General features: G+C 64.4%; 16 protein-coding genes. 8 read left to right on the top strand and 8 right to left on the bottom strand.

The features are described from left to right. The first annotated feature begins 45 nt into the window (after window positions 1-45). The 6 genes from FNA67_RS03750 to FNA67_RS03725 all read left to right on the top strand — a co-directional run bounded on the left by FNA67_RS03750 (window position 46) and on the right by FNA67_RS03725 (window position 7,513). Window positions 46-861: an N-formylglutamate amidohydrolase gene (locus tag FNA67_RS03750; protein ID WP_147655120.1), complete on the top strand. Its 816-nt coding sequence runs from the start codon at window positions 46-48 to the stop codon at window positions 859-861. Further along, window positions 854-2,374 (top strand): amino acid permease, encoded by a 1,521-nt coding sequence (locus tag FNA67_RS03745; protein WP_049707771.1) that lies wholly within the window; start codon window positions 854-856, stop codon window positions 2,372-2,374. Before FNA67_RS03750 ends, FNA67_RS03745 begins: the two co-directional genes overlap by 8 nt. 82 nt (window positions 2,375-2,456) lie before the next feature. Then, window positions 2,457-3,821 (top strand): glutamine synthetase family protein, encoded by a 1,365-nt coding sequence (locus tag FNA67_RS03740; RefSeq protein ID WP_049707770.1) that lies wholly within the window; start codon window positions 2,457-2,459, stop codon window positions 3,819-3,821. A gap of 80 nt (window positions 3,822-3,901) precedes the next feature. Next, window positions 3,902-5,284 (top strand): aldehyde dehydrogenase family protein, encoded by a 1,383-nt coding sequence (locus FNA67_RS03735; protein ID WP_147655119.1) that lies wholly within the window; start codon window positions 3,902-3,904, stop codon window positions 5,282-5,284. A gap of 10 nt (window positions 5,285-5,294) precedes the next feature. Next, entirely contained in the window at window positions 5,295-6,452 is a 1,158-nt protein-coding gene (locus FNA67_RS03730) for an iron-containing alcohol dehydrogenase (protein WP_147655118.1), read from the top strand. Between the two features lie 152 nt (window positions 6,453-6,604). Next, entirely contained in the window at window positions 6,605-7,513 is a 909-nt protein-coding gene (locus tag FNA67_RS03725) for a sugar kinase (protein WP_082202408.1), read from the top strand. Here the strand turns inward: FNA67_RS03725 and FNA67_RS03720 are convergent. From FNA67_RS03720 to FNA67_RS03690, 7 genes are all read right to left on the bottom strand, one after another. Next, window positions 7,510-8,289, bottom strand: a complete 780-nt coding sequence (locus tag FNA67_RS03720; protein ID WP_049707766.1) for an SDR family oxidoreductase — start codon at window positions 8,287-8,289, stop codon at window positions 7,510-7,512. The two genes, FNA67_RS03725 and FNA67_RS03720, sit on opposite strands and share 4 nt — an antisense overlap. Window positions 8,290-8,342: 53 nt before the next feature. Further along, window positions 8,343-8,801: an L-2-amino-thiazoline-4-carboxylic acid hydrolase gene (locus tag FNA67_RS03715; protein WP_049707765.1), complete on the bottom strand. Its 459-nt coding sequence runs from the start codon at window positions 8,799-8,801 to the stop codon at window positions 8,343-8,345. A gap of 271 nt (window positions 8,802-9,072) precedes the next feature. Then, window positions 9,073-11,076, bottom strand: a complete 2,004-nt coding sequence (locus FNA67_RS03710; protein WP_147655116.1) for an aldo/keto reductase — start codon at window positions 11,074-11,076, stop codon at window positions 9,073-9,075. A 45-nt stretch (window positions 11,077-11,121) separates the two neighbouring features. Further along, window positions 11,122-12,207 (bottom strand): ABC transporter ATP-binding protein, encoded by a 1,086-nt coding sequence (locus FNA67_RS03705; RefSeq protein ID WP_147655115.1) that lies wholly within the window; start codon window positions 12,205-12,207, stop codon window positions 11,122-11,124. A 12-nt stretch (window positions 12,208-12,219) separates the two neighbouring features. Continuing rightward, complete coding sequence (locus tag FNA67_RS03700; RefSeq protein WP_147655114.1) at window positions 12,220-13,032, bottom strand: carbohydrate ABC transporter permease; 813 nt, start codon at window positions 13,030-13,032, stop codon at window positions 12,220-12,222. Further along, entirely contained in the window at window positions 13,029-13,919 is an 891-nt protein-coding gene (locus FNA67_RS03695) for a carbohydrate ABC transporter permease (protein WP_049707761.1), read from the bottom strand. Before FNA67_RS03695 ends, FNA67_RS03700 begins: the two co-directional genes overlap by 4 nt. Window positions 13,920-14,026: 107 nt before the next feature. After that, the gene (locus tag FNA67_RS03690) at window positions 14,027-15,298 is read right to left on the bottom strand and encodes an ABC transporter substrate-binding protein (protein WP_049707760.1); all 1,272 of its coding nucleotides are present in this window, start codon (window positions 15,296-15,298) and stop codon (window positions 14,027-14,029) included. Window positions 15,299-15,375: 77 nt separating this feature from the next. Here FNA67_RS03690 and FNA67_RS03685 point away from each other — a divergent pair, with 77 nt between their 5' ends. After that, window positions 15,376-16,284, top strand: a complete 909-nt coding sequence (locus tag FNA67_RS03685; RefSeq protein ID WP_174851669.1) for a helix-turn-helix domain-containing protein — start codon at window positions 15,376-15,378, stop codon at window positions 16,282-16,284. Between the two features lie 107 nt (window positions 16,285-16,391). Next, window positions 16,392-17,696 (top strand): nicotinate phosphoribosyltransferase, encoded by a 1,305-nt coding sequence (pncB, locus tag FNA67_RS03680; protein WP_049708317.1) that lies wholly within the window; start codon window positions 16,392-16,394, stop codon window positions 17,694-17,696. 3 nt (window positions 17,697-17,699) lie between these two features. On the opposite strand, the gene FNA67_RS03675 is transcribed toward pncB, so the two are convergent. Beyond that, window positions 17,700-18,026, bottom strand: coding sequence for a YARHG domain-containing protein (locus FNA67_RS03675; protein ID WP_082202406.1), 327 nt, complete (start codon window positions 18,024-18,026; stop codon window positions 17,700-17,702). Window positions 18,027-18,156: the final 130 nt, after the last annotated feature.

The following is an 18,156-nucleotide window of genomic DNA, read 5'->3' as shown; positions in this document are numbered from 1 at the left end:
AACAACTGTTGCAAACGTTAACCGAACAAAAATCGCGTGTCTCTCATGGATGGGTCGAGACTGCAGCCGGTTCAGGTCAACAACGCCGAAGGGTCCTCCCCCTTCGTGCTGGTCTGCGATCACGCCTCCAACCGCATCCCACCCGAATATGGCGATCTCGGCCTCAAGCCGAGCGAGCGGGTGAGCCATATCGCCTGGGATCCGGGGGCACTTTCGGTGGCGCTGGGGCTACTCGAGGCGCTGGACGCGCCCCTGGTCTATTCGACGGTGAGCCGGCTCATCATCGACGCCAACCGCGACCATGAAGCACCCGATCTCATCCCCGCCATCAGCGAACGCACGACGATACCGGGCAATGCGAAAATCGACCCGCTCGAACGGGCGCACCGGATCGTGGCGTTCCATACCCCGTTCCATCAAGCCATCGGCGCGCTACTGGACCGGCGCAAGGCGGCCGGGCGGGAGACCATCCTGGTGACGGTGCATTCGTTCACACCGGTCTACAAGGACGTGCCGCGGCCATGGCCGATCGGGCTCATCCACGGCACCAACCCTGCTTTCACGGCCGCATTGCGCGATGCGCTCCTCGATGAGGACCGGGCGCTCAACATCGGCTGGAACGAACCCTATGCAGCATTGAACGGAGTGACTTATACGCTCGAACATCACGGGGACGGGCGCGGGCTCGATTCCACCATGATCGAGATCCGAAACGACGAGATTCTCGAACCCGCCGGGGTGGCCTTGTGGTCGAACCGGCTGGCCCGGTGCCTACAGGCCGCGCGAGGGACGTTGGCGGCACGGCAACCGGTTCTGTCACCATCGATCCAGGGGCATCCATCAGGAGGGACAAATGGCTGAGACACCCTTAGTGGGTCGCGGGGGCGTCAAGTACGCCTCGCGCGACAAGTCGTATTTCGAGAAACGCGGGCTGCAGCGTTATGCAGGCGTGTGGTCGCTGTGGGCGCTGGGCGTGGGCGCGGTTATCTCGGGTCACTTTTCGGGCTGGAACTTCGGCTTCGCCACGGGCGGCTGGGGCGGCATGCTGGTGGCCGGCATCATCATCGCCATCATGTATCTGGGGCTGGTCTTCTCGATCGCCGAGATGAGCCCGGCGCTGCCGCATACGGGCGCGGCCTATTCGTTCGCGCGCACCTCGATGGGACCCTGGGGCGGGTTCATCACGGGCCTCTTCGAGAATGTCGAATACGTGCTGACGCCGGCGGTGATCGTGACGTTCATCTCGGCCTATTTCGGCTCCATCACGGGAATCGAGCCGGCCTATTATCCGGTGCTCTGGGTGGTGTTCTACCTCATCTTCCTGGGGCTCAACATCTTCGGGGTGGCGCTCTCCTACCGGGTGACGCTGACGGTGACGCTGATCGCGCTGGCGGGGCTCGTGGTCTTCTGGATCTCGGCTTTCGGGCACATGGACTTCAACCGCTGGGCGCTCAATATCGGGGTGGGCCCGGACGGCGCGGCGGTGGAACTGCCGGAGGGCAACGGCCCCTGGTTCCCGTTCGGCTTCTCGGGTGTGCTGGCGACCCTGCCCTTCGCGGTGTGGCTGTTCCTGGCCATCGAGCAGGTGCCGCTGGCGGCCGAGGAATCGGTCGACCCAAAACGTGACATGCCGCGCGGCATCCTGCTCGGCTTCGCCACGCTGGTGCTTTCCGCCTTCATGATCGTGCTGCTCAACCCCTCGATCGTGGGCGTGGGCTCGTTCGCGCTTTCGTCCTCGCTCGAGCCGGCGCTGTTCGGCTTCCGCCAGATCTACGGCGATGCGGGCGCGACGGCGCTGGGCGTGGTGGCGCTGGTGGGACTCATCGCCTCGTTCCACACCATCCTCTATGCGCAGGGGCGGCAGGTCTATTCGCTCAGCCGCGCCGGATACTTCCCTTCGGCGCTCTCGATCACCCATTCCAAGCACAAGACCCCGCATGTGGCCATGATCACGGGCGCGACGCTGGGGCTGGTGGTGATGCTCGTCATCTGGTTCGCCAATGGCGGGGGCGGCGACGGGGAAACGCAGCTGGGCGACGACATCATCGGCTCGGTGCTGCTCAACATGGCCGTGTTCGGCGCGATGCTGAGCTACATCATGCAGGCGATCAGCTTCATCCTGCTGCGGCGCAACCTGCCCAACATCGCCCGTCCGTTCCGCAGCCCGGTGGGCATTCCGGGCGCGATCGTCACCATCATCATCGCGGCGGTGACGCTGTTCTACCAGATGCAGGACCCGAACTTCTCCAAGGGCGTGGTGTGGGTGATCGTCTGGTGCGTGGTGGGCATCATCTACTTTGCGGCGGTGGGCAGGAACCGGCTGATCCTCTCGCCGGAAGAGGAATTCGCCCTGGAGCATCGCTCCAAGGCCTAGCCTTCCTCCCGGGGGGCCGCGGGCGTGGGGTTCCGCGGCTCCCAACCTTGAACTGCAACGACAAGAAGAGGGAGCAAAACTCATGGCCGGAGCCTATTCGCTCGACGCGCTGAAATCGGATGTTTCAAAGGGCCTGATCGATACGGTGCTCGTCGCCTTTCCCGACATGCAGGGACGGCTGATCGGCAAGCGCTTCCAGGCGCAGTTCTTCCTCGATGGCGCGATCGACGAAACGCATGGCTGCGACTACCTGCTGGCCAACGACATCGACATGGAGCCGGTGCCCGGCTACGAGGCGGCCAACTGGGCCAAGGGCTATGGCGATTTCGTCATGAAGCCCGATGTCACAACGCTCATGAAGGCGGCATGGCTGGACGGCACGGCGATCATCCTGGCGGACCTCGTCGACCACCATCACCACGCGCCCATTCCGCACTCGCCGCGCGCCATCCTCAAGGCGCAACTGGCCCGGCTCGAGAAAATGGGCTTTTCGGCCAATTTCGCCTCCGAGCTCGAATTCTACCTGTTCGACGAGACTTTTCGCGGGGCTTACGAGAAGGGCTACCGGAACCTGACCACCGCCGGCTACTACATCGAGGATTACCACATCTTCCAGACCACCAAGGAAGAGGGCGTGATGCGGCTGGTGCGCAACCAGCTCCAGGCATCGGGCATCCCGGTCGAGAACTCCAAGGGCGAATGGGGGCCGGGCCAGGAGGAGATCAACGTGCGCTATGCCGAGGCGCTGGTGATGGCGGACCGGCACGTGGTGCTCAAGAACGCCGTCAAGGAAATCGCCCACGGACAGGGCAAGGCCGTGACCTTCATGTCCAAGTGGGACTATGCGCTGGCCGGTTCATCGAGCCACATCCACATGTCGCTGGCGAAGAAGGGCAAGCCGGCCTTTCTCGACGAGAAGGGCGAATACGGCATGAGCGCGCTCATGAAGCATTTCGTGGCGGGCCTGCTCGCCCACGCCCAGGAGATCACCTATTTCCTGGCGCCCTACATCAATTCCTACAAGCGTTTCCAGGTTGGCACGTTCGCGCCGACCAAGGCGATCTGGAGCCGCGACAACCGCACGGCGGGTTTTCGCCTGTGCGGGGAAGAAACCAAGGGCATCCGCATCGAGTGCCGTATCGGCGGAGCGGACCTCAACCCCTATCTCGCCTTCGCGGCCCTCCTGGCCGCGGGCATCGACGGGATCGAAAAGGAAATGGCGCTCGAGCCCGCCTATTCGGGCGACGCCTATTTCGGCAAGCGGCTGCGGGAGGTCCCCAAGACGCTGCGCGATGCCACCGAGGCGATGCGCAAATCGAAGATGCTCAAGGAAGCGTTCGGGGAGAACGTGATCGCCCACTACGTGCATACGGCCGAGTGGGAGCAGTTCGAATACGATCGTCGGGTGACCGATTGGGAGTTGAAGCGCGGGTTCGAGCGGACATAGCCTCGAACGTCGATACATCCGCATGCAACCCAAGCGGGCGCGACAGCGCGCCCTTTCGTGACAAGCAAGGAAACTAGTCCATGACCGAGACGGTCAAGATCATCTCGCCCATCGACGGCAGCGTCTATGCCGAGCGGCCGGTGGCGAACGGGGTGGAGATCGAGGCGGCGGTGGTGCGCGCCAGGGCCGGCAGGAATGCCTGGGGCGAAGTGACCGTGGCCGAGCGCGCCAAGATCATGACGCATTTCGTCGATGCGCTGGCCGGGATGAACGATGAGATCGTGCCAGAGCTGGCCTGGCAGATGGGGCGCCCGATCCGCTTCGGCGGCGAGAAGCGCGGCGTCGAGGAGCGGTCACGCTACATGATCTCGATTGCCGAGGAGGCGCTAGCGCCGTCCGTGAAGGCTGGCAAGGAAGGCTTTACGCGCTACATCACGCGCGAGCCGCTGGGCCTGGTGATGGTGATCGCGCCGTGGAACTACCCCTATCTCACGGCGGTCAACTCCATCGTGCCGGGGCTGATGGCGGGCAACGCGGTGCTGCTCAAGCACGCCAGCCAGACGCTGCTGGTGGGCGAACGCTTCGCCGAGGCGGGCCGGCGCGCGGGGTTGCCGGAGGGGCTGTTCCAGAACCTCGTCATGAGCCATGGCGATACCGAAAAGCTCATCGGCTCGGGCGCCATCGACCACATCAATTTCACCGGTTCCGTAGAAGGTGGACGGCGGATCGAGAAGGCGGCGGCAGGGACGTTCGCAACACTGGGCCTCGAGTTGGGCGGCAAGGACCCCGCTTATGTGCGCGAGGATGCCGACCTGGCCCATTCCATCGAAAACCTCGTGGATGGCTCTTTCTTCAACTCCGGGCAAAGCTGCTGCGGAGTCGAGCGCATCTATGTGCATGAGGGCGTCTATGACGCGTTCGTGGAAGGGTTCGTCGACAATGCGCGCGGCTGGACGCTGGGCAATCCACTCGAGGAGAGCACGATCGTCGGGCCGATGGCGCGGCCGCAGTTCGCCGATGTGGTGCGCGGCCAGAAGGAGGAGGCCCTGCGCAAGGGCGCCACGGCGCATCTGGGCACGCACCATCCGCTCGACAAGGCCGGCTCACCCTACCTCGCGCCCGAGGTGCTGACCAACGTCAACCACCAGATGGCGGTGATGCGCGAGGAAAGCTTCGGGCCGATCGTGGGCATCATGAAGGTCAGGGACGACGCCGAGGCCATCACGCTCATGAACGACAGCCCCTATGGGCTGACCGCCTCGATCTGGACGCGCGATATCGAGGCCGCCGGACGGATCGGCGCCAAGGTCGAGACCGGCACGGTCTTCGCCAATCGCTGCGATTATCTCGACCCTGCGCTCGTCTGGACCGGCGTCAAGGACACCGGTAAGGGCGGCGCGCTTTCCGAGATCGGCTATGCCAATCTCACGCAACCGAAATCCTATCACCTGCGGCACATCTGAGAGTTCTTCGATGACGACCAAAGCCAACTGGAACTACCCCACCTCCGTGCGTTTCGGCGCGGGCCGCATCGCGGAGCTGCCTGAGGCGCTCAAGGCTGCCGGGATCAGCAAGCCGCTGCTGGTGACCGATGCCGGGCTGGCCAACCTGCCGGTGACGGCGCGGGTGGTGAAGATCATCGAGGACGCCGGGATCCCGGTGGCGGTGTTCGCGGACGTCAAGCCCAACCCCATCGCCGCCAACGTCAATGCCGGCATCGCGGTGCTGCGCGCGGGCGGGCATGACGGGGTGATCGCGTTCGGGGGCGGGTCCGGGCTCGACACCGGCAAGGTCATCGCCTTCATGGCCGGCCAGACGCGGCCGATGTGGGACTTCGAGGATATCGGGGACTGGTGGACGCGGGCGGACCCGAAGGGAATCCTGCCCATCATCGCGGTGCCGACCACGGCAGGCACCGGCTCGGAAGTGGGGCGCGCCGGCGTCATCACCGACGAAACGACCCATACCAAGAAGGTGATCTTCCACCCGCTGATGATGCCCAAGATCGTGATCGCCGATCCGGAACTGACGGTGGGGATGCCGAACTTCATCACGGTGGGCACCGGGTTCGATGCCCTGGCGCATTGCCTGGAGGCCTATTGCGCGCCCGGCTACCATCCGATGGCGGACGGCATAGCGGTCGAAGGCATCCGGCTGGTGCTCGAGAACCTGCCCAAAGTGGCGGCCAACCCCAGCGATATCGAAGCGCGCGGGCACATGATGAGCGCGGCCGCCATGGGCGCGGCGGCGTTCCAGAAGGGGCTGGGGGCCATCCATGCCCTCTCGCATCCGGTGGGGGCGCTTTTCGACACGCATCACGGCATGACCAATGCCGTGTTCATGCCCTATGTGCTGATTGCCAATCGCGAGGCGATCGAAGCCAAGGTGGCGCGGCTGGCGGCCTATTGCGGGCTGCCACCAAGCTTTGAGGCCTTCCTCAACGCCGTGCTGGCGCTGCGCCAGAAGCTGGGCGTGCCCCATGCGCTCAAGGATTTCGGCGTTACCTCGGACAAGCGCGACGTTATCGGGGACATGGCCATCGTCGATCCGACGGCGGGGGGCAATCCGGTGACGCTGACGCGCGAACTGGCGCTGGCCGTGTTCGACAAGGCGTATGAGGGACGGTTGTAGGGCCACCGATCTGGCGGCTTACCCCACCCTTGTTCCTTCCCCACAAAGGGGGAGGGATCGAGAGTGGGTATGAGAGCTCCAGGAACCTCCTCCCATTGCCCCAAGCCCCCTTCCCCGGCATAAGTCTTGCTGCAACTAGGGGGAGCGAATCCGTGGCCAGGCGCTTTGTCAGCATTGGGGAATGCATGCTCGAGATGTCGGGCGGCGAAGGGGGCCTCTACAAATTCGGGTTTGCCGGCGATACGCTCAATTCGGCCTGGTATGCCAATGCCCTGCTCGGCAACGACTGGTCGGTGGACTATGTCACGGCGCTGGGGGACGACCTCTATTCAGGCCAGATGCGCGCATTCCTGGGGCAGGCCGGGATCGGCACCGGGCATATCCAGACCATCGAGGGCAAGCGGCCCGGGCTCTACCTCATCCACCAGGCCCACGGGGACCGTCATTTCACCTATTGGCGCGACACTTCGGCGGCCAAGCTGATGATGGAGGACCGCGCCAGCGTCGAAGAGGCGCTGATGGGCGCCGATCTCATCTATTTCTCGGGGATCACGGTGGCGATCCTGGCGCCGCGCATGCGCGGGAGGCTGCTCAAGGCGATCGTCAAGGCGCGTGACGCGGGGGCGCGGGTGGCGTTCGACCCCAACCTGCGCCCGGCGCTCTGGAGCGGCCCGCGCGCCATGCAGGCCTGCATCATGGCGGCCGCCGCCGTTGCCGATATCGTGCTGCCGACCCATTCGGACGAGGCTCCGCTTTTCGGGGACGCCGATCCGGAGGCGACGGCGCAGCGCTATCTCGATGCGGGGGTAGAGGAAGTGGTGGTCAAGGACGGCGCCAAGACGGCGCTGGGAGCGACGCAGGGGTTGCGCGAAATGGTGGCCCCCAAGCCCGGCGCGAAAGTCGTGGACGCCACGGGCGCCGGCGACTCCTTTAACGGAGCGTATCTCTCGGCCCGGCTCAACGGCGCCGATATCGCCGAGGCGATGGCGCGGGCGCACCAGGTGGCGGGCGTCGTCATCGGGCACAAGGGCGCGCTGGTCGATCCGGCGCTGCTGCCCTAGACGAGCAGGGACTCCGCACCATCGATCCAGATCGGGGTGCCGGTGACGTGGCTGGCGCGATCCGAGGCGAGGAAAGCAACGACATCGGCGACCTGCTGGGCCGTGCCGGGCTTGCCTCCCGATAGCGGCACCTTGCCTTCCGGGAAGACCACCGGATGGCGCGCAGCCTCCACGTTGCGCTTGGTGGTGTTCTCGCTGATCTCGGTGGTGATGGCGCCCGGGCACACGACGTTGACGCGGATGCGGTGGCGCGCAAGTTCGAGCGCCAGCATCTGCCCGAACGCGAGCTGACCGGCCTTGCTGGTGGAATAGGCCGAGGCGCCCGCCGTGGTGAAGGTGCGCGTGCCGTTGACCGACGCGGTGATGATGATCGAGCCGCCATGCTGCTTCATCAGCGGCACGGCGCCCTGAACCGTCAGGAACGTGCCGCGCAGGTTGATGCGGATGGTCTCGTCCCACTCGGCCACGGTCAGTTCCTCGATGGGCGCCCAGACCCCGTTGATCCCGGCATTGGCGAAGAGGATATCGAGCCGTCCGAAGGTTTCGCGGACGCGGGCGTAGAGCGCGGACATGGCCGCCTCATCGGCGATGTCGGCGGGTTCGACCAGGGCCTGACGGCCCATGGCGCGGATTTCGGCAGCGACGTTTTCGAGCTCGATGCGGCTACGGCTGACGAGGACGAGGTCGGCCCCCTGCCCGGCCATGGTGAGCGCGGCGGCCTTGCCGATGCCTGAACCCGCGCCGGTGACCAGCGCAACCTTGCCCTCGAACTCCATCCGTGCCTCCAAGTGGTGGGTAGGTAATGTCGTGGCGAGGCGTCCGTTCCCGGTCAGGCGCCTTTTACGTGGTAGCAGAAGTTACACTCGCCATCGCCGGCCATGCAGGTCTTGGTGCGTTCGAGCCGGAGGCCGAGTTCGTCCGCCATGGCGAAATCGCCGTCGCAGATGAGGAGCGTGCCCAGGTCCCGGGCGCCGATCTGCTCCATGAACTCGGCATAGTCGCAATGGCTGACGGTATTGCGCAGGAGCGTATCGGTCTTCTCAACGGTCTCGAATTCGTAGCGGATGCCCTCGCCGAACCCGGCGAACTCGGCATCGAGGGTCGGGATATCGAGCAGGCTCCCGCGGGCGGCGACGGCCTTGCGGTTGGCGGCGTCGAGCGCCTCGCGCACGAGCTGGTGGGCGCGCTCCCTGCCCAGCTCGCGCTCCATGGCGCGCACGATGGGAATCTGGGCCTGCACGGCCTGGGTGATGCGCTCGAAGGGGGTGAGCTTCTGCTCGCCGGGCATTAGGGTCTCCAAGTCGATGGACCGCGAGCCAAGCCATGGGCAGGCCTGCGGATTTTCGCAAGCTAAACACAGGACGAGAGCGTTGAACATGCCATTCCGGCCATCACGCCAGGCAATCGTGACGGAACGCTCGGAGCCTCCTGCCCACCCCCACCCTCGGTCCCTCCCCACAAGGGGGAGGGAGGCGGTTCGGCGGTTGGGGCCTCCCCTCACCCGCCGCTTTGCGGCGACCTCTCCCCGAGGGGGCGAGGTGAGGAGGAGCGATCGAGCCTCAGCCCTCCAGCCACTTCACCTGTTCGGGCGTCAGGTTGATGTCCAGCGCCTTGAGGCTGTCGTCGAGTTCGCCGAGCGTGCGCGGGCCGATCAGGGGGACGACGGGGAAGGGCTGGTGGAGGACGTAGGCGAGGGCGACGTGGATAGGGCTCTTGCCGAGCTTTTCGGCCAGTTCCACGGCGCGGTCGCGGCGGACGAAGTTTTTGTCCGAATACCAGACGCGGACCAGTTCCTCGTTATCGCGCTTGTCACGGCCGGCGCGGTCGGTGAAGAAGCCGCGGCCCTGGCTGGACCAGGCGAAGTTCGGCACCTGGCGCTCCTTGAACCAGGCCTTCCAGGCGTCATCCGAGGACGACACGCAGCCGGCCCAGATGACGTCCTGCATCTCGGCGAGAGCGAAGTTGTTGGAGAGCGCGCCCGGCTTCTGCTTGCCGTGCTTTTCGGCATAGGCCACGGCCTCGTCGAAGCGCTCGCGCGTCCAGTTGGAGCCGCCGAAGATGCCGCGGATGCGGCCCTTCTTCACCTCATCGTCCATGGCATCGACGAATTCGCCCACCGGGACGTCGAGATTGTCGCGGTGCATGAAGTAGACGTCGACATAGTCGGTCTGCAGGCGATCGAGGGTCTGGGTGAGCTGCTTGCCGATCACGTCGGGGTAGCAGAGCGGGGAATGGGCGCCCTTGCCGATGACCACCGATTGTTCGCGCACGCCGCGATTGGTCAGCCATTCGCCGAGGAGCTTTTCGGTATAGCCCGAGCCATAGACCCAGCCGGTATCGAAAAGATTGCCGCCCGCTTCATAGAAGGCGTCGAGCAGGATCGCGCCCGAGGAGAAGGTGCGGAAATCCTCAAAGCCGAGGGCGACGACCGAAAGATCCTTGCCGAGTCCTGCGAGCTTGCGCTTGGGTACCTTGGTGCCGCCGGACTTGAGGGGCCGGCCCGAGAGGGTGAGCTTGCGGTCGGCGGCCTTTTCGACGCTGAACTCGATGCCGGCATCGGCGCGCCACTTGTCGAGGACGCGCGCGTTGCCGAGGGTGTCGGCCCAAGTCATGCCGGGAGGATCGAACTGCTGCTTGCCATCGAAGATGGCTTCGGCGGCGGCATCGGCCTCGAAGGAATAGAGATGGCGCTGCTTGCCGACGCGGATGGTCTCGGTCTGGCCGCCCTTGATGACGTCGATGCGCCCTTCCCCGCCGTTGCGGTCGCCGTCGGCGAACCAGAAGTCGGGGACTTCGATGCGGCCTTCGGAGCCGATGATGCGCAGGACGTTGTCGAGGTTGGCCATGACGGCGCAACTCACCTCGGCGATAATGCCGTTCTCGAACTGCAGGAGCGCCGAGGCCCAGTTGTCGGTGCCTTCGGCATTGAGGTTGGCCATGCCCGAAACCTTGACGGGATCGAGGAAGGGCTTGCCGACGGTGGCGCCGGCAATGAAGCGGGCCATGGAGACGGGATAGCCGCCGACATCGAGGATGCCGCCGCCGGCCAGGGCGCTGGCGAAGAGGCGATGCTCGGGCATGAAGCGCGGCATCTGGAAGCCGAAGCTGGCCTTGATCGAGCGGACCTCCCCGATGGCGCCGGAAGCGACGAGGTCGTAGATCTTTTTGGTCTGCGGATGCATGCGATACATGAAGGCTTCGCCCGCGAAGGTGCCGGCCTTACGATGGGCGTGAAAGACCGCGTCGGCCTCGAAGGCGGTGAGCGCGAAAGGCTTTTCGACGAGGACGTGCTTGCCGGCCTCGCCGGCCTTGATGGCCCATTCGGCGTGGCCGACATGGGGCGTGGCGATATAGACGGCATCCACGTTCGGGTCCGCGAGGATGGCGTCATAGCCATCCAGGATGCGGGCCTCGGGGAAATCCTCGGCCAGGCCGGGCTTGCCCGGATTGCGCGTGGCGATGGCCTCGAGCTTGCCGAGGCGGGAATCCAGCACGCCGCGGCGGAAATCCTTGGCGATGGCGCCCGGGCCGATAATGCCCCAGCGCAGGGTTTGGGAAGTCACTTGGTGGTCCTCTTCAATCGGTAAAATTTGAAAGCTTCTGGCGGGTCAGCGCAGGCGTTTGCCGGCACTGTCGAAGACGAGCGAGGTCTCGGCCGGGATGGAAACGACGAGGGTGTCGCTTTCCCCGGCATGACGCTCCTCGCGCTCGACGATGAGCTGTTCGGGGGTGGCGGTGTTGGCGTAGATGAAGGTGGTCGAGCCCAGGTGCTCGGCGACATCGACGGTGAGGGAGAGGTCGGCAATGCCCTGGCCGGGCTCGCCGAAATGCTCGGGGCGCACGCCGATGGTGATCCTGTCGCCCTTGGCGGGCAGCTTGCCGGTCAGCGTCTTGGTAAGGCGAACACCGGGGTGGTTGACGAGCTGGGCGGTGAAGCTGCCATTGCCCGCATCAAGCACCTCGGCCTCGAGAAAGTTCATGCGGGGCGAGCCGATGAAGCCGGCCACGAAGTGGTTGTCCGGATCGTCGTAGAGCTGGAGCGGGCTGCCGACCTGGGCCACCTCGCCGCCGCGCAGAACCACGATCTTGTCGGCCAGGGTCATGGCTTCGACCTGGTCATGGGTGACGTAGATCATGGTGGTCTTGAGTTCGCGATGGAGCCGCGCCAGCTCGATGCGCATGTGCACGCGCAGTTCGGCATCGAGGTTGGAAAGCGGCTCATCGAAGAGGAAGACCTCCGGATGGCGCACGATGGCGCGGCCGATGGCGACGCGCTGGCGCTGGCCTCCCGAGAGCTCCCTGGGAAGTCGATCAAGGAGCGGCTCGAGCTCGAGGATGCGGGCGGCCTCGCCGACCTGGCGGGCGATCTCGTCCTTGGGTTTGCCGGCAAAGCGCAGCGCGAAGCCCATGTTGTCGCGTACCGTCATATGCGGGTAGAGCGCATAGGACTGGAACACCATGGCGATGCCGCGCTTGGAGGGATCGGCATCATTGACGCGCTTGCCGCCGATCTCGATGTCACCCGAGGTGATGGACTCGAGCCCCGCGATCATGCGCAGCAGGGTGGACTTGCCGCAGCCCGAGGGGCCGACGAAGACCACGAATTCGCGCGCGTTGATATCCAGATCGACGCCCTTGATGACTTCCAGCGTGCCAAAAGCCTTGCGCACGCCCTTCAGTTTAAGGCTGCTCATGAAGCGTATCCCTTATTTGACCGCACCGAGCATCCCCTGCACGAATTGCCGCTGCAAAACGAAGAAGATGACGAGGGTTGGAAGTGTTGCCAGCACGGTGGCCAGGAGGATCACCCCGAAATCGGGCGCGTAGGCTGCGGTGAGCGCCGAGATGACCAGGGTGATGGTCTTGTTCTCGGGCGTCTGCAGCACGATGAGCGGCCAGAGGTAATTGTTCCAGGCGTTCATGAAGACGATGATGGTCGCCGCCGCATAGGTCGAGCGCATGGTAGGCAGATAGACGAAGAGGAAGATCTGCCATTCCTTGAGCCCATCGACCCGCGCCGCGTCGCGCAACTCGCCCGGGAACGCCTTGGTCGCCTGTCGGAAATAGAAGATGATGAAGATCGAGGCGATGGTGGGCAGGATCACCGCCATGAAGGTGTTGGTGAGCGAGGCCCGCGAGATCATGACGAAGAGCGGGACCATGAGGGCGGCGAAGGGTATCGAGAGCAGCAACAGCAGGAGCTGGAAGATGCGCTCGCGCACGCGGGAGCGGAACATCTCGAAGCTGTAGCCGGCGATCGAGGAGACGGCGAGCGTCAGGATGGTCGAGATGATGGCGATCAGGAACGAGTTCCCGAAGATGCGCACCAGATCGACCTGGGCCGCCAGGCTCTGGAAATTGGCGACCAGGTTGTTGCCGGGGGTCATCTGACCGGTGGTGATGTCGATCGACTTGTTGGTGGCGCCGATCGCCATCCAGTAGAACGGAAAGACCGACAGGAACGCGGCGACCGAGAGGAAGAGATAGATCCCCGCTCGCCGTATCAGCGCGAAGTTCATGAGGGCCTCCTGCGGTCGCGCGCGATCATGAACTGGATGAAGCTCAGAACCGCGACGATGAGGACGATGACCCACGAGACCGTTGCCGAATAGCCGAAGCTGGGCATCATGCGGAAGGTCAGGTTGTAGATGTAGAGCGAGAGGGTCAGCGTGGCGTTGGCCGGGTTGCCCTGCGTGATGTTGTTGACTTCGTCAAAGAGCTGCAGCGTGCCGATGGTCGACAGGATCGTGGTGAACAGGATCACCGGCTTGAGCATCGGGATAGTGATGCTGGTGAAGCGGGCCCAGGCCGGTACGCCGTCGATGCGGGCGGCCTCGTAGATGGACTTGTCCACGTTCTGGAGGGCAGCCAGGTAGAAGATCATGTTGTAGCCCGTCCAGCGCCAGGTGATGGCGACGATGATGACGACCTTGGCCCAGAAGGGGTCGGAGAGCCACGGAATGGGCGCGCCGATGATGTGGAGCGCCAGCAGGGCCTGGTTGATGATGCCGTCGTTCGAGAACATCGACTTGAACAGCGACGAATAGGCGATGAGCGAGGTAACGCAGGGCAGGAACAGGAGCGTCCTGAACAGGCCCCGGAACCTGAGCATCGGATCGTTGAGCGCCACCGCGAAGAGCAGCGCCAGGACGATCATGATCGGCACCTGGATGATGAAGAAGATGAACGTGTTGGTCAGCGCCTGGACGAACAGTCCGTCGTTGGCCAGCCGCTGGATATTGGCGAGGCCCCCGAACGAGACGTTGGCCCCGCGACCGACCTGGAAGCTCATCCAGAGCGACCAGATGATCGGATAGATCATGAAGATGCCGAGCAGGACCAGTGCAGGCATGACGAATGCCCAGCCGTTGATCTGCTCGCTACGGTCCAAACGAGTCTGCGCCATGCTCCCTCCCAGTCATGGACGACGACAGCGCCGGCGGCACGGTCTCCCCAACCGCACCGACAGCACCGGGTTGGGGCGAGCCGAAGCCCGCCCCGACGGCAACGCGATTATTGCATCTGCTGGCGCAGCTGCGCGTCGATCGCCTTGAGAGCATCGTCGATATTGCCGCCAGAGGCGATGCCGGGCATCTGGGCCCGGACGGCAAGGCGCGCTTCGGGCGTGAAGGTGCCGAAATCGACGGCAGGAACCTTGGCCAGCCAATCAGAGAAGTTCTGCCAGACCGGCTCGCCGTTGAAGAAGTCGTCGCTGGCCTTGAAGGCTGCGCCATCGCGGGCGGCGAGGAGCGAGCCCACGGCGCCCTGGTTGATCAGGATGCCCTGGTAGAAATCGACATCCCCGGCCCAGACGGTCTTGAGGAAGTCGGTGGCTTCGGCCGCATTCTTGGAGGACGAGAGGACGTACCAGCTCGAGCCGCCATTGTTGGTGTAGTGGGTCGCGCCGTCGACGTTATCGAGCTTGGGCATGGGCGCCACGCGCCACTTGCCGGACTGCTCGGGAACCGACTTGATGGTGCCGGTGATCCAGACGCCCTGCGGGACCATGGCGATTTCACCGGAGGTGAAGGCGCCGGTGTAGTCGGTCCAGTTCGAGATCGGCTTGACGAGCCCGGCCTTGTTGAGGTCCTGGAAGGTGACCAGGGCCTGCTTGAGGGCCGGGTTATCCAGGATGTTGGGCTCGGTGCCGTTCTTGAGGTACCACTGGCCGGCGGACTGCATCATCATGATGATGATGCCATCGTCGTTGAAATCGACGTCGATGAGCTGGTGGCCGGTCTTGGACAGCACGTCCTTGCCGATTTCGATCAGCTTGTTCCAGGTGATGTCCTGGAGATCCTCGGGCTTGTAGCCGGCCTGCTCGAGATAGTCGGAGCGGTAGAAGAGGCCCGCCACGCCGGAGTCGAAGGGCAGCGAGTAGGACTTGCCGTCATAGGTCGCGGCGGCAACCTTGTACTGGGCGAACTTGGACATATCGATGGAGTCGGACAGCGGCACGAAGGCGCCGGGGAACGACTGCAGGAAGCGCTGGATGTTGTCGTCCTGGACCAGCACGATGTCGGGCAGGCCGTCGGTGACGCCCGCCAGAAGCTGGGTCTGGAGCTTCTGGTTGATCTCGTCCTGCGAGATGTTGTTGATGTTGAAGGTCGTGTCCGGGTGATCCTTCGTATAGCGCGCGCCGGCATCCTGCATGGCGGGAATGTTGAAGTTCGGGTCCCAGCACCAGACCGTCAGTTCGGCTGCCGAGGCAGCGCTGATCGACAGCAGGCTCGCGCCGAGCACGAGCCCGAGCGTCTTGCGCCACCGCGAATGGGTGCGTTCCATAGTTTCCTCCCTTTTCTTTGCTCCAAGAGCATGAGTAGACTACCTCTTAGCCACGGTATGTCCGCGCAAAAGGGAATGTGGAGTTGCCGGAAAGTAAGGTGCGTCCGATCTACCAACCCGGGGCGAGCAGCGTCGAAGGGCTGCCGACCAGTTTCCAGATGTTCCTCAACACGCCGCTGGTGATGGTCAAACCGCACTGGCACGCACAGGTGGAAGTCAATTTCATCGTTCGCGGCACGGTGCATTATCGCATGCACACCCACGAAATGACGTTGCAGGCCGGGCAGATGTGCCTGTTCTGGGGCGGACTGGCCCACCAGATGGACGATCTTTCCGAAGACACCATCTATGCCGGGGCGCACCTGCCGCTCATCCACTTCTTCCGGCTGCGCCTGCCACAGGACGTGCCCCAGCAACTGATGCAGGGCGCCACGCTCCTGACCGAGGCGACGGACGTGTCGGACGCTCACAATTTCGCGCGCTGGAACGCCTATGCCCGCTCGGGCGACGCGGTGCGGGCCGAGCAGGCCGTCAACGAACTGCTGCTGCGGCTGGAACGGGTGCGGTTCGAGCCTTATTCGCTGGTCGGGGGGAGCGCGGAGAGCGGCGAGGCGAGCCAGAGCGAGGGGTTCGACCTGCAGTCCTCGCGCAAGGTGGGCAGGATGTGCGATTTCATCGCGCAGAATTTCCTCCACGACATCGATTCGATCGACATCGCCTCGGCGGCGGACCTGCATCCGAAATACGCCATGTCGATCTTCAAGCGCTCAACGGGCATGACGCTCAACGAATACGTGAACCTCCTGCGGCTCTCCTACGCCCAGGCGCTGCTGCTGCGCGAGGATGCCAACGTGCTGCACGTGGCGATGGAAAGCGGGTTCGGCTCGCTCAGCGCCTTCAACAAGTCGTTCCGCAAGATGGCGGGGATGTCGCCCTCCGACTTCCGGCGCGATGCGGGGGCGGTTCCGGAGCAGCGATTCGGCTAAGGGTTCCGGGCCAGCGTCTTGAGCCGCCCATCCGCCACGGCACCCTCGCCCTAGCTTTTCGCGCGCTCGCCCCTTAATTAAGGCGTCGCAGCGCGGTGGGACGCATCATGACCAGAACCGATATCGCCAGGCGTGTTTATAATCACACCTGGAAGCTCGACCCGATCATCCGGAGCCTTCTGGATACCGATTTCTACAAGCTCTTGATGTTGCAGATGATCTGGGGGCTCTACCCCCATGTCAACGCCACGTTCTCGCTGATCAACCGCACCACCTCGGTGCGGCTCGCCGACGAGATCGACGAGGGAGAGCTGCGGGCGCAGCTCGACCATGCGCGCACGCTGCGCTTCTCCAAGAAGGAGATGATCTGGCTGGCTGGTAACACCTTTGCCGGGCGCAAGCAGATCTTCGAGCCGGAATTCCTGGCGTGGCTGGAGAATTTCGAGCTGCCCGAATACGACCTGCGGCGGCGCGACGGGCAGTACGAGCTGACCTTCGCCGGGCGCTGGACGGACACCACGATGTGGGAGATCCCTGCCCTCGCCATCATCAACGAACTGCGCTCGCGGGCGGCCATGAAGCAGTTCGGCCCCTTCGCGCTCGACGTGCTCTACGCGCGGGCCAAGGCCAAGATGTGGGCCAAGACCGAGCGGCTCAAGCAATATCCCGACCTCAAGATTTCCGATTTCGGCACCCGCCGGCGCCACTCGTTCCTGTGGCAGCGATGGTGCGTGGAAGCGCTCAAGGAAGGGATCGGGGAGAGCTTCACCGGCACCTCGAACGTGCTGCTGGCCATGGACACGGACCTGGAAGCCCTGGGCACCAATGCCCACGAGCTGCCGATGGTGCTCGGGGCGCTGGCCACGAGCGACGAAGCGCTCAAGGCGGCTCCCTACGAGGTGCTGCAGGACTGGCGCAGCTATTATGGCGGAAACCTGCTGATCGTGCTGCCCGATGCCTTCGGCACGGCGGCGTTCCTGCGCGATGCGCCCGACTGGGTGGCGGACTGGACCGGGTTCCGGCCCGACAGCGCCCCGGCCATCGAGGGCGGGGAGAAGATCATCTCCTGGTGGAAATCGAGGGGGAAGGATCCGCGCGAAAAGCTGCTGATCTTCTCGGACGGGCTCGATGTCGACATGATCATCGAGGCCTACCGGCACTTCGAGGGCCGGGTGCGGATGAGCTTTGGCTGGGGGACGAACCTCACCAACGACTTCGAGGGCTGCGCGCCGGTGCCGACCGACGGGCTCAAGGCCATCTCGCTGGTGTGCAAGGTGACCTCGGCCAATGGCCGCCCCGCGGTCAAGCTATCGGATAATCCCGAAAAGGCGACCGGGGACCGGCGCGAGATCGAGCGCTACCTGCGGGTCTTCGGCGAAGAAGACCGCGTGGCCCATGCCGTCAAGGTCTAGCGCTCAGTTGCAGCCCTTGGCCTTTTCGACCGACTGGATGGCCGCCACGTTCTGGCGCTCATAGGCGTTGAGCTTCACGGCGCCCTGATCGGCGATGTAGCAGCCGTCATTGCCGAAATAGCTGATGGCCCGCTGGGTTTTGAAGCAATAGCCGTTCTGCTTGTAGATCGAGTTGCGCAGGTCCCAGAGGACCTGGCAGGAGAAGTGGCGCAGGTCGGCCTTGCTGAAGGCGTCGCTATCGTCACACCCTATGGTTTCATAGCAATTGGCCAGAGCGGGGCCGGCAAAGGCCAGCATCGAGAAGGCAAGCGCCAGGGTCCTGATGCGCATCGCAGGTTCCTCCAAGTTCCCTCGCCATTAGTGAGCACGAAAAGGCCGGAGCGGGAAGCGGCAACGCAGTGGTGCGGATTATCGAACAATGCCTTCGGTTTGGCCTACATGGCCGAACGGCGATGGCGGG

Source organism: Youhaiella tibetensis (assembly GCF_008000755.1).
In the GTDB taxonomy this organism is placed as follows: domain Bacteria; phylum Pseudomonadota; class Alphaproteobacteria; order Rhizobiales; family Devosiaceae; genus Paradevosia; species Paradevosia tibetensis.
The sequence above is the reverse complement of the archived record's forward strand: the minus strand, read 5'-3'. Positions and strand labels throughout refer to the sequence as shown.

Bases quoted from the DNA above. Each gene is read 5' to 3' on its own strand.
- FNA67_RS03690 (WP_049707760.1), bottom strand. From the start codon at position 15,298: ATGGAACGCACCCATTCGCGGTGGCGCAAGACGCTCGGGCTCGTGCTC.
- FNA67_RS03745 (WP_049707771.1), top strand. From the start codon at position 854: ATGGCTGAGACACCCTTAGTGGGTCGCGGGGGCGTCAAGTACGCCTCG.
- FNA67_RS03705 (WP_147655115.1), bottom strand. From the start codon at position 12,207: ATGAGCAGCCTTAAACTGAAGGGCGTGCGCAAGGCTTTTGGCACGCTG.
- FNA67_RS03730 (WP_147655118.1), top strand. From the start codon at position 5,295: ATGACGACCAAAGCCAACTGGAACTACCCCACCTCCGTGCGTTTCGGC.
- FNA67_RS03740 (WP_049707770.1), top strand. From the start codon at position 2,457: ATGGCCGGAGCCTATTCGCTCGACGCGCTGAAATCGGATGTTTCAAAG.
- FNA67_RS03720 (WP_049707766.1), bottom strand. From the start codon at position 8,289: ATGGAGTTCGAGGGCAAGGTTGCGCTGGTCACCGGCGCGGGTTCAGGC.
- FNA67_RS03675 (WP_082202406.1), bottom strand. From the start codon at position 18,026: ATGCGCATCAGGACCCTGGCGCTTGCCTTCTCGATGCTGGCCTTTGCC.
- pncB (WP_049708317.1), top strand. From the start codon at position 16,392: ATGACCAGAACCGATATCGCCAGGCGTGTTTATAATCACACCTGGAAG.
- FNA67_RS03715 (WP_049707765.1), bottom strand. From the start codon at position 8,801: ATGCCCGGCGAGCAGAAGCTCACCCCCTTCGAGCGCATCACCCAGGCC.
- FNA67_RS03735 (WP_147655119.1), top strand. From the start codon at position 3,902: ATGACCGAGACGGTCAAGATCATCTCGCCCATCGACGGCAGCGTCTAT.
- FNA67_RS03700 (WP_147655114.1), bottom strand. From the start codon at position 13,032: ATGAACTTCGCGCTGATACGGCGAGCGGGGATCTATCTCTTCCTCTCG.
- FNA67_RS03695 (WP_049707761.1), bottom strand. From the start codon at position 13,919: ATGGCGCAGACTCGTTTGGACCGTAGCGAGCAGATCAACGGCTGGGCA.
- FNA67_RS03750 (WP_147655120.1), top strand. From the start codon at position 46: ATGGATGGGTCGAGACTGCAGCCGGTTCAGGTCAACAACGCCGAAGGG.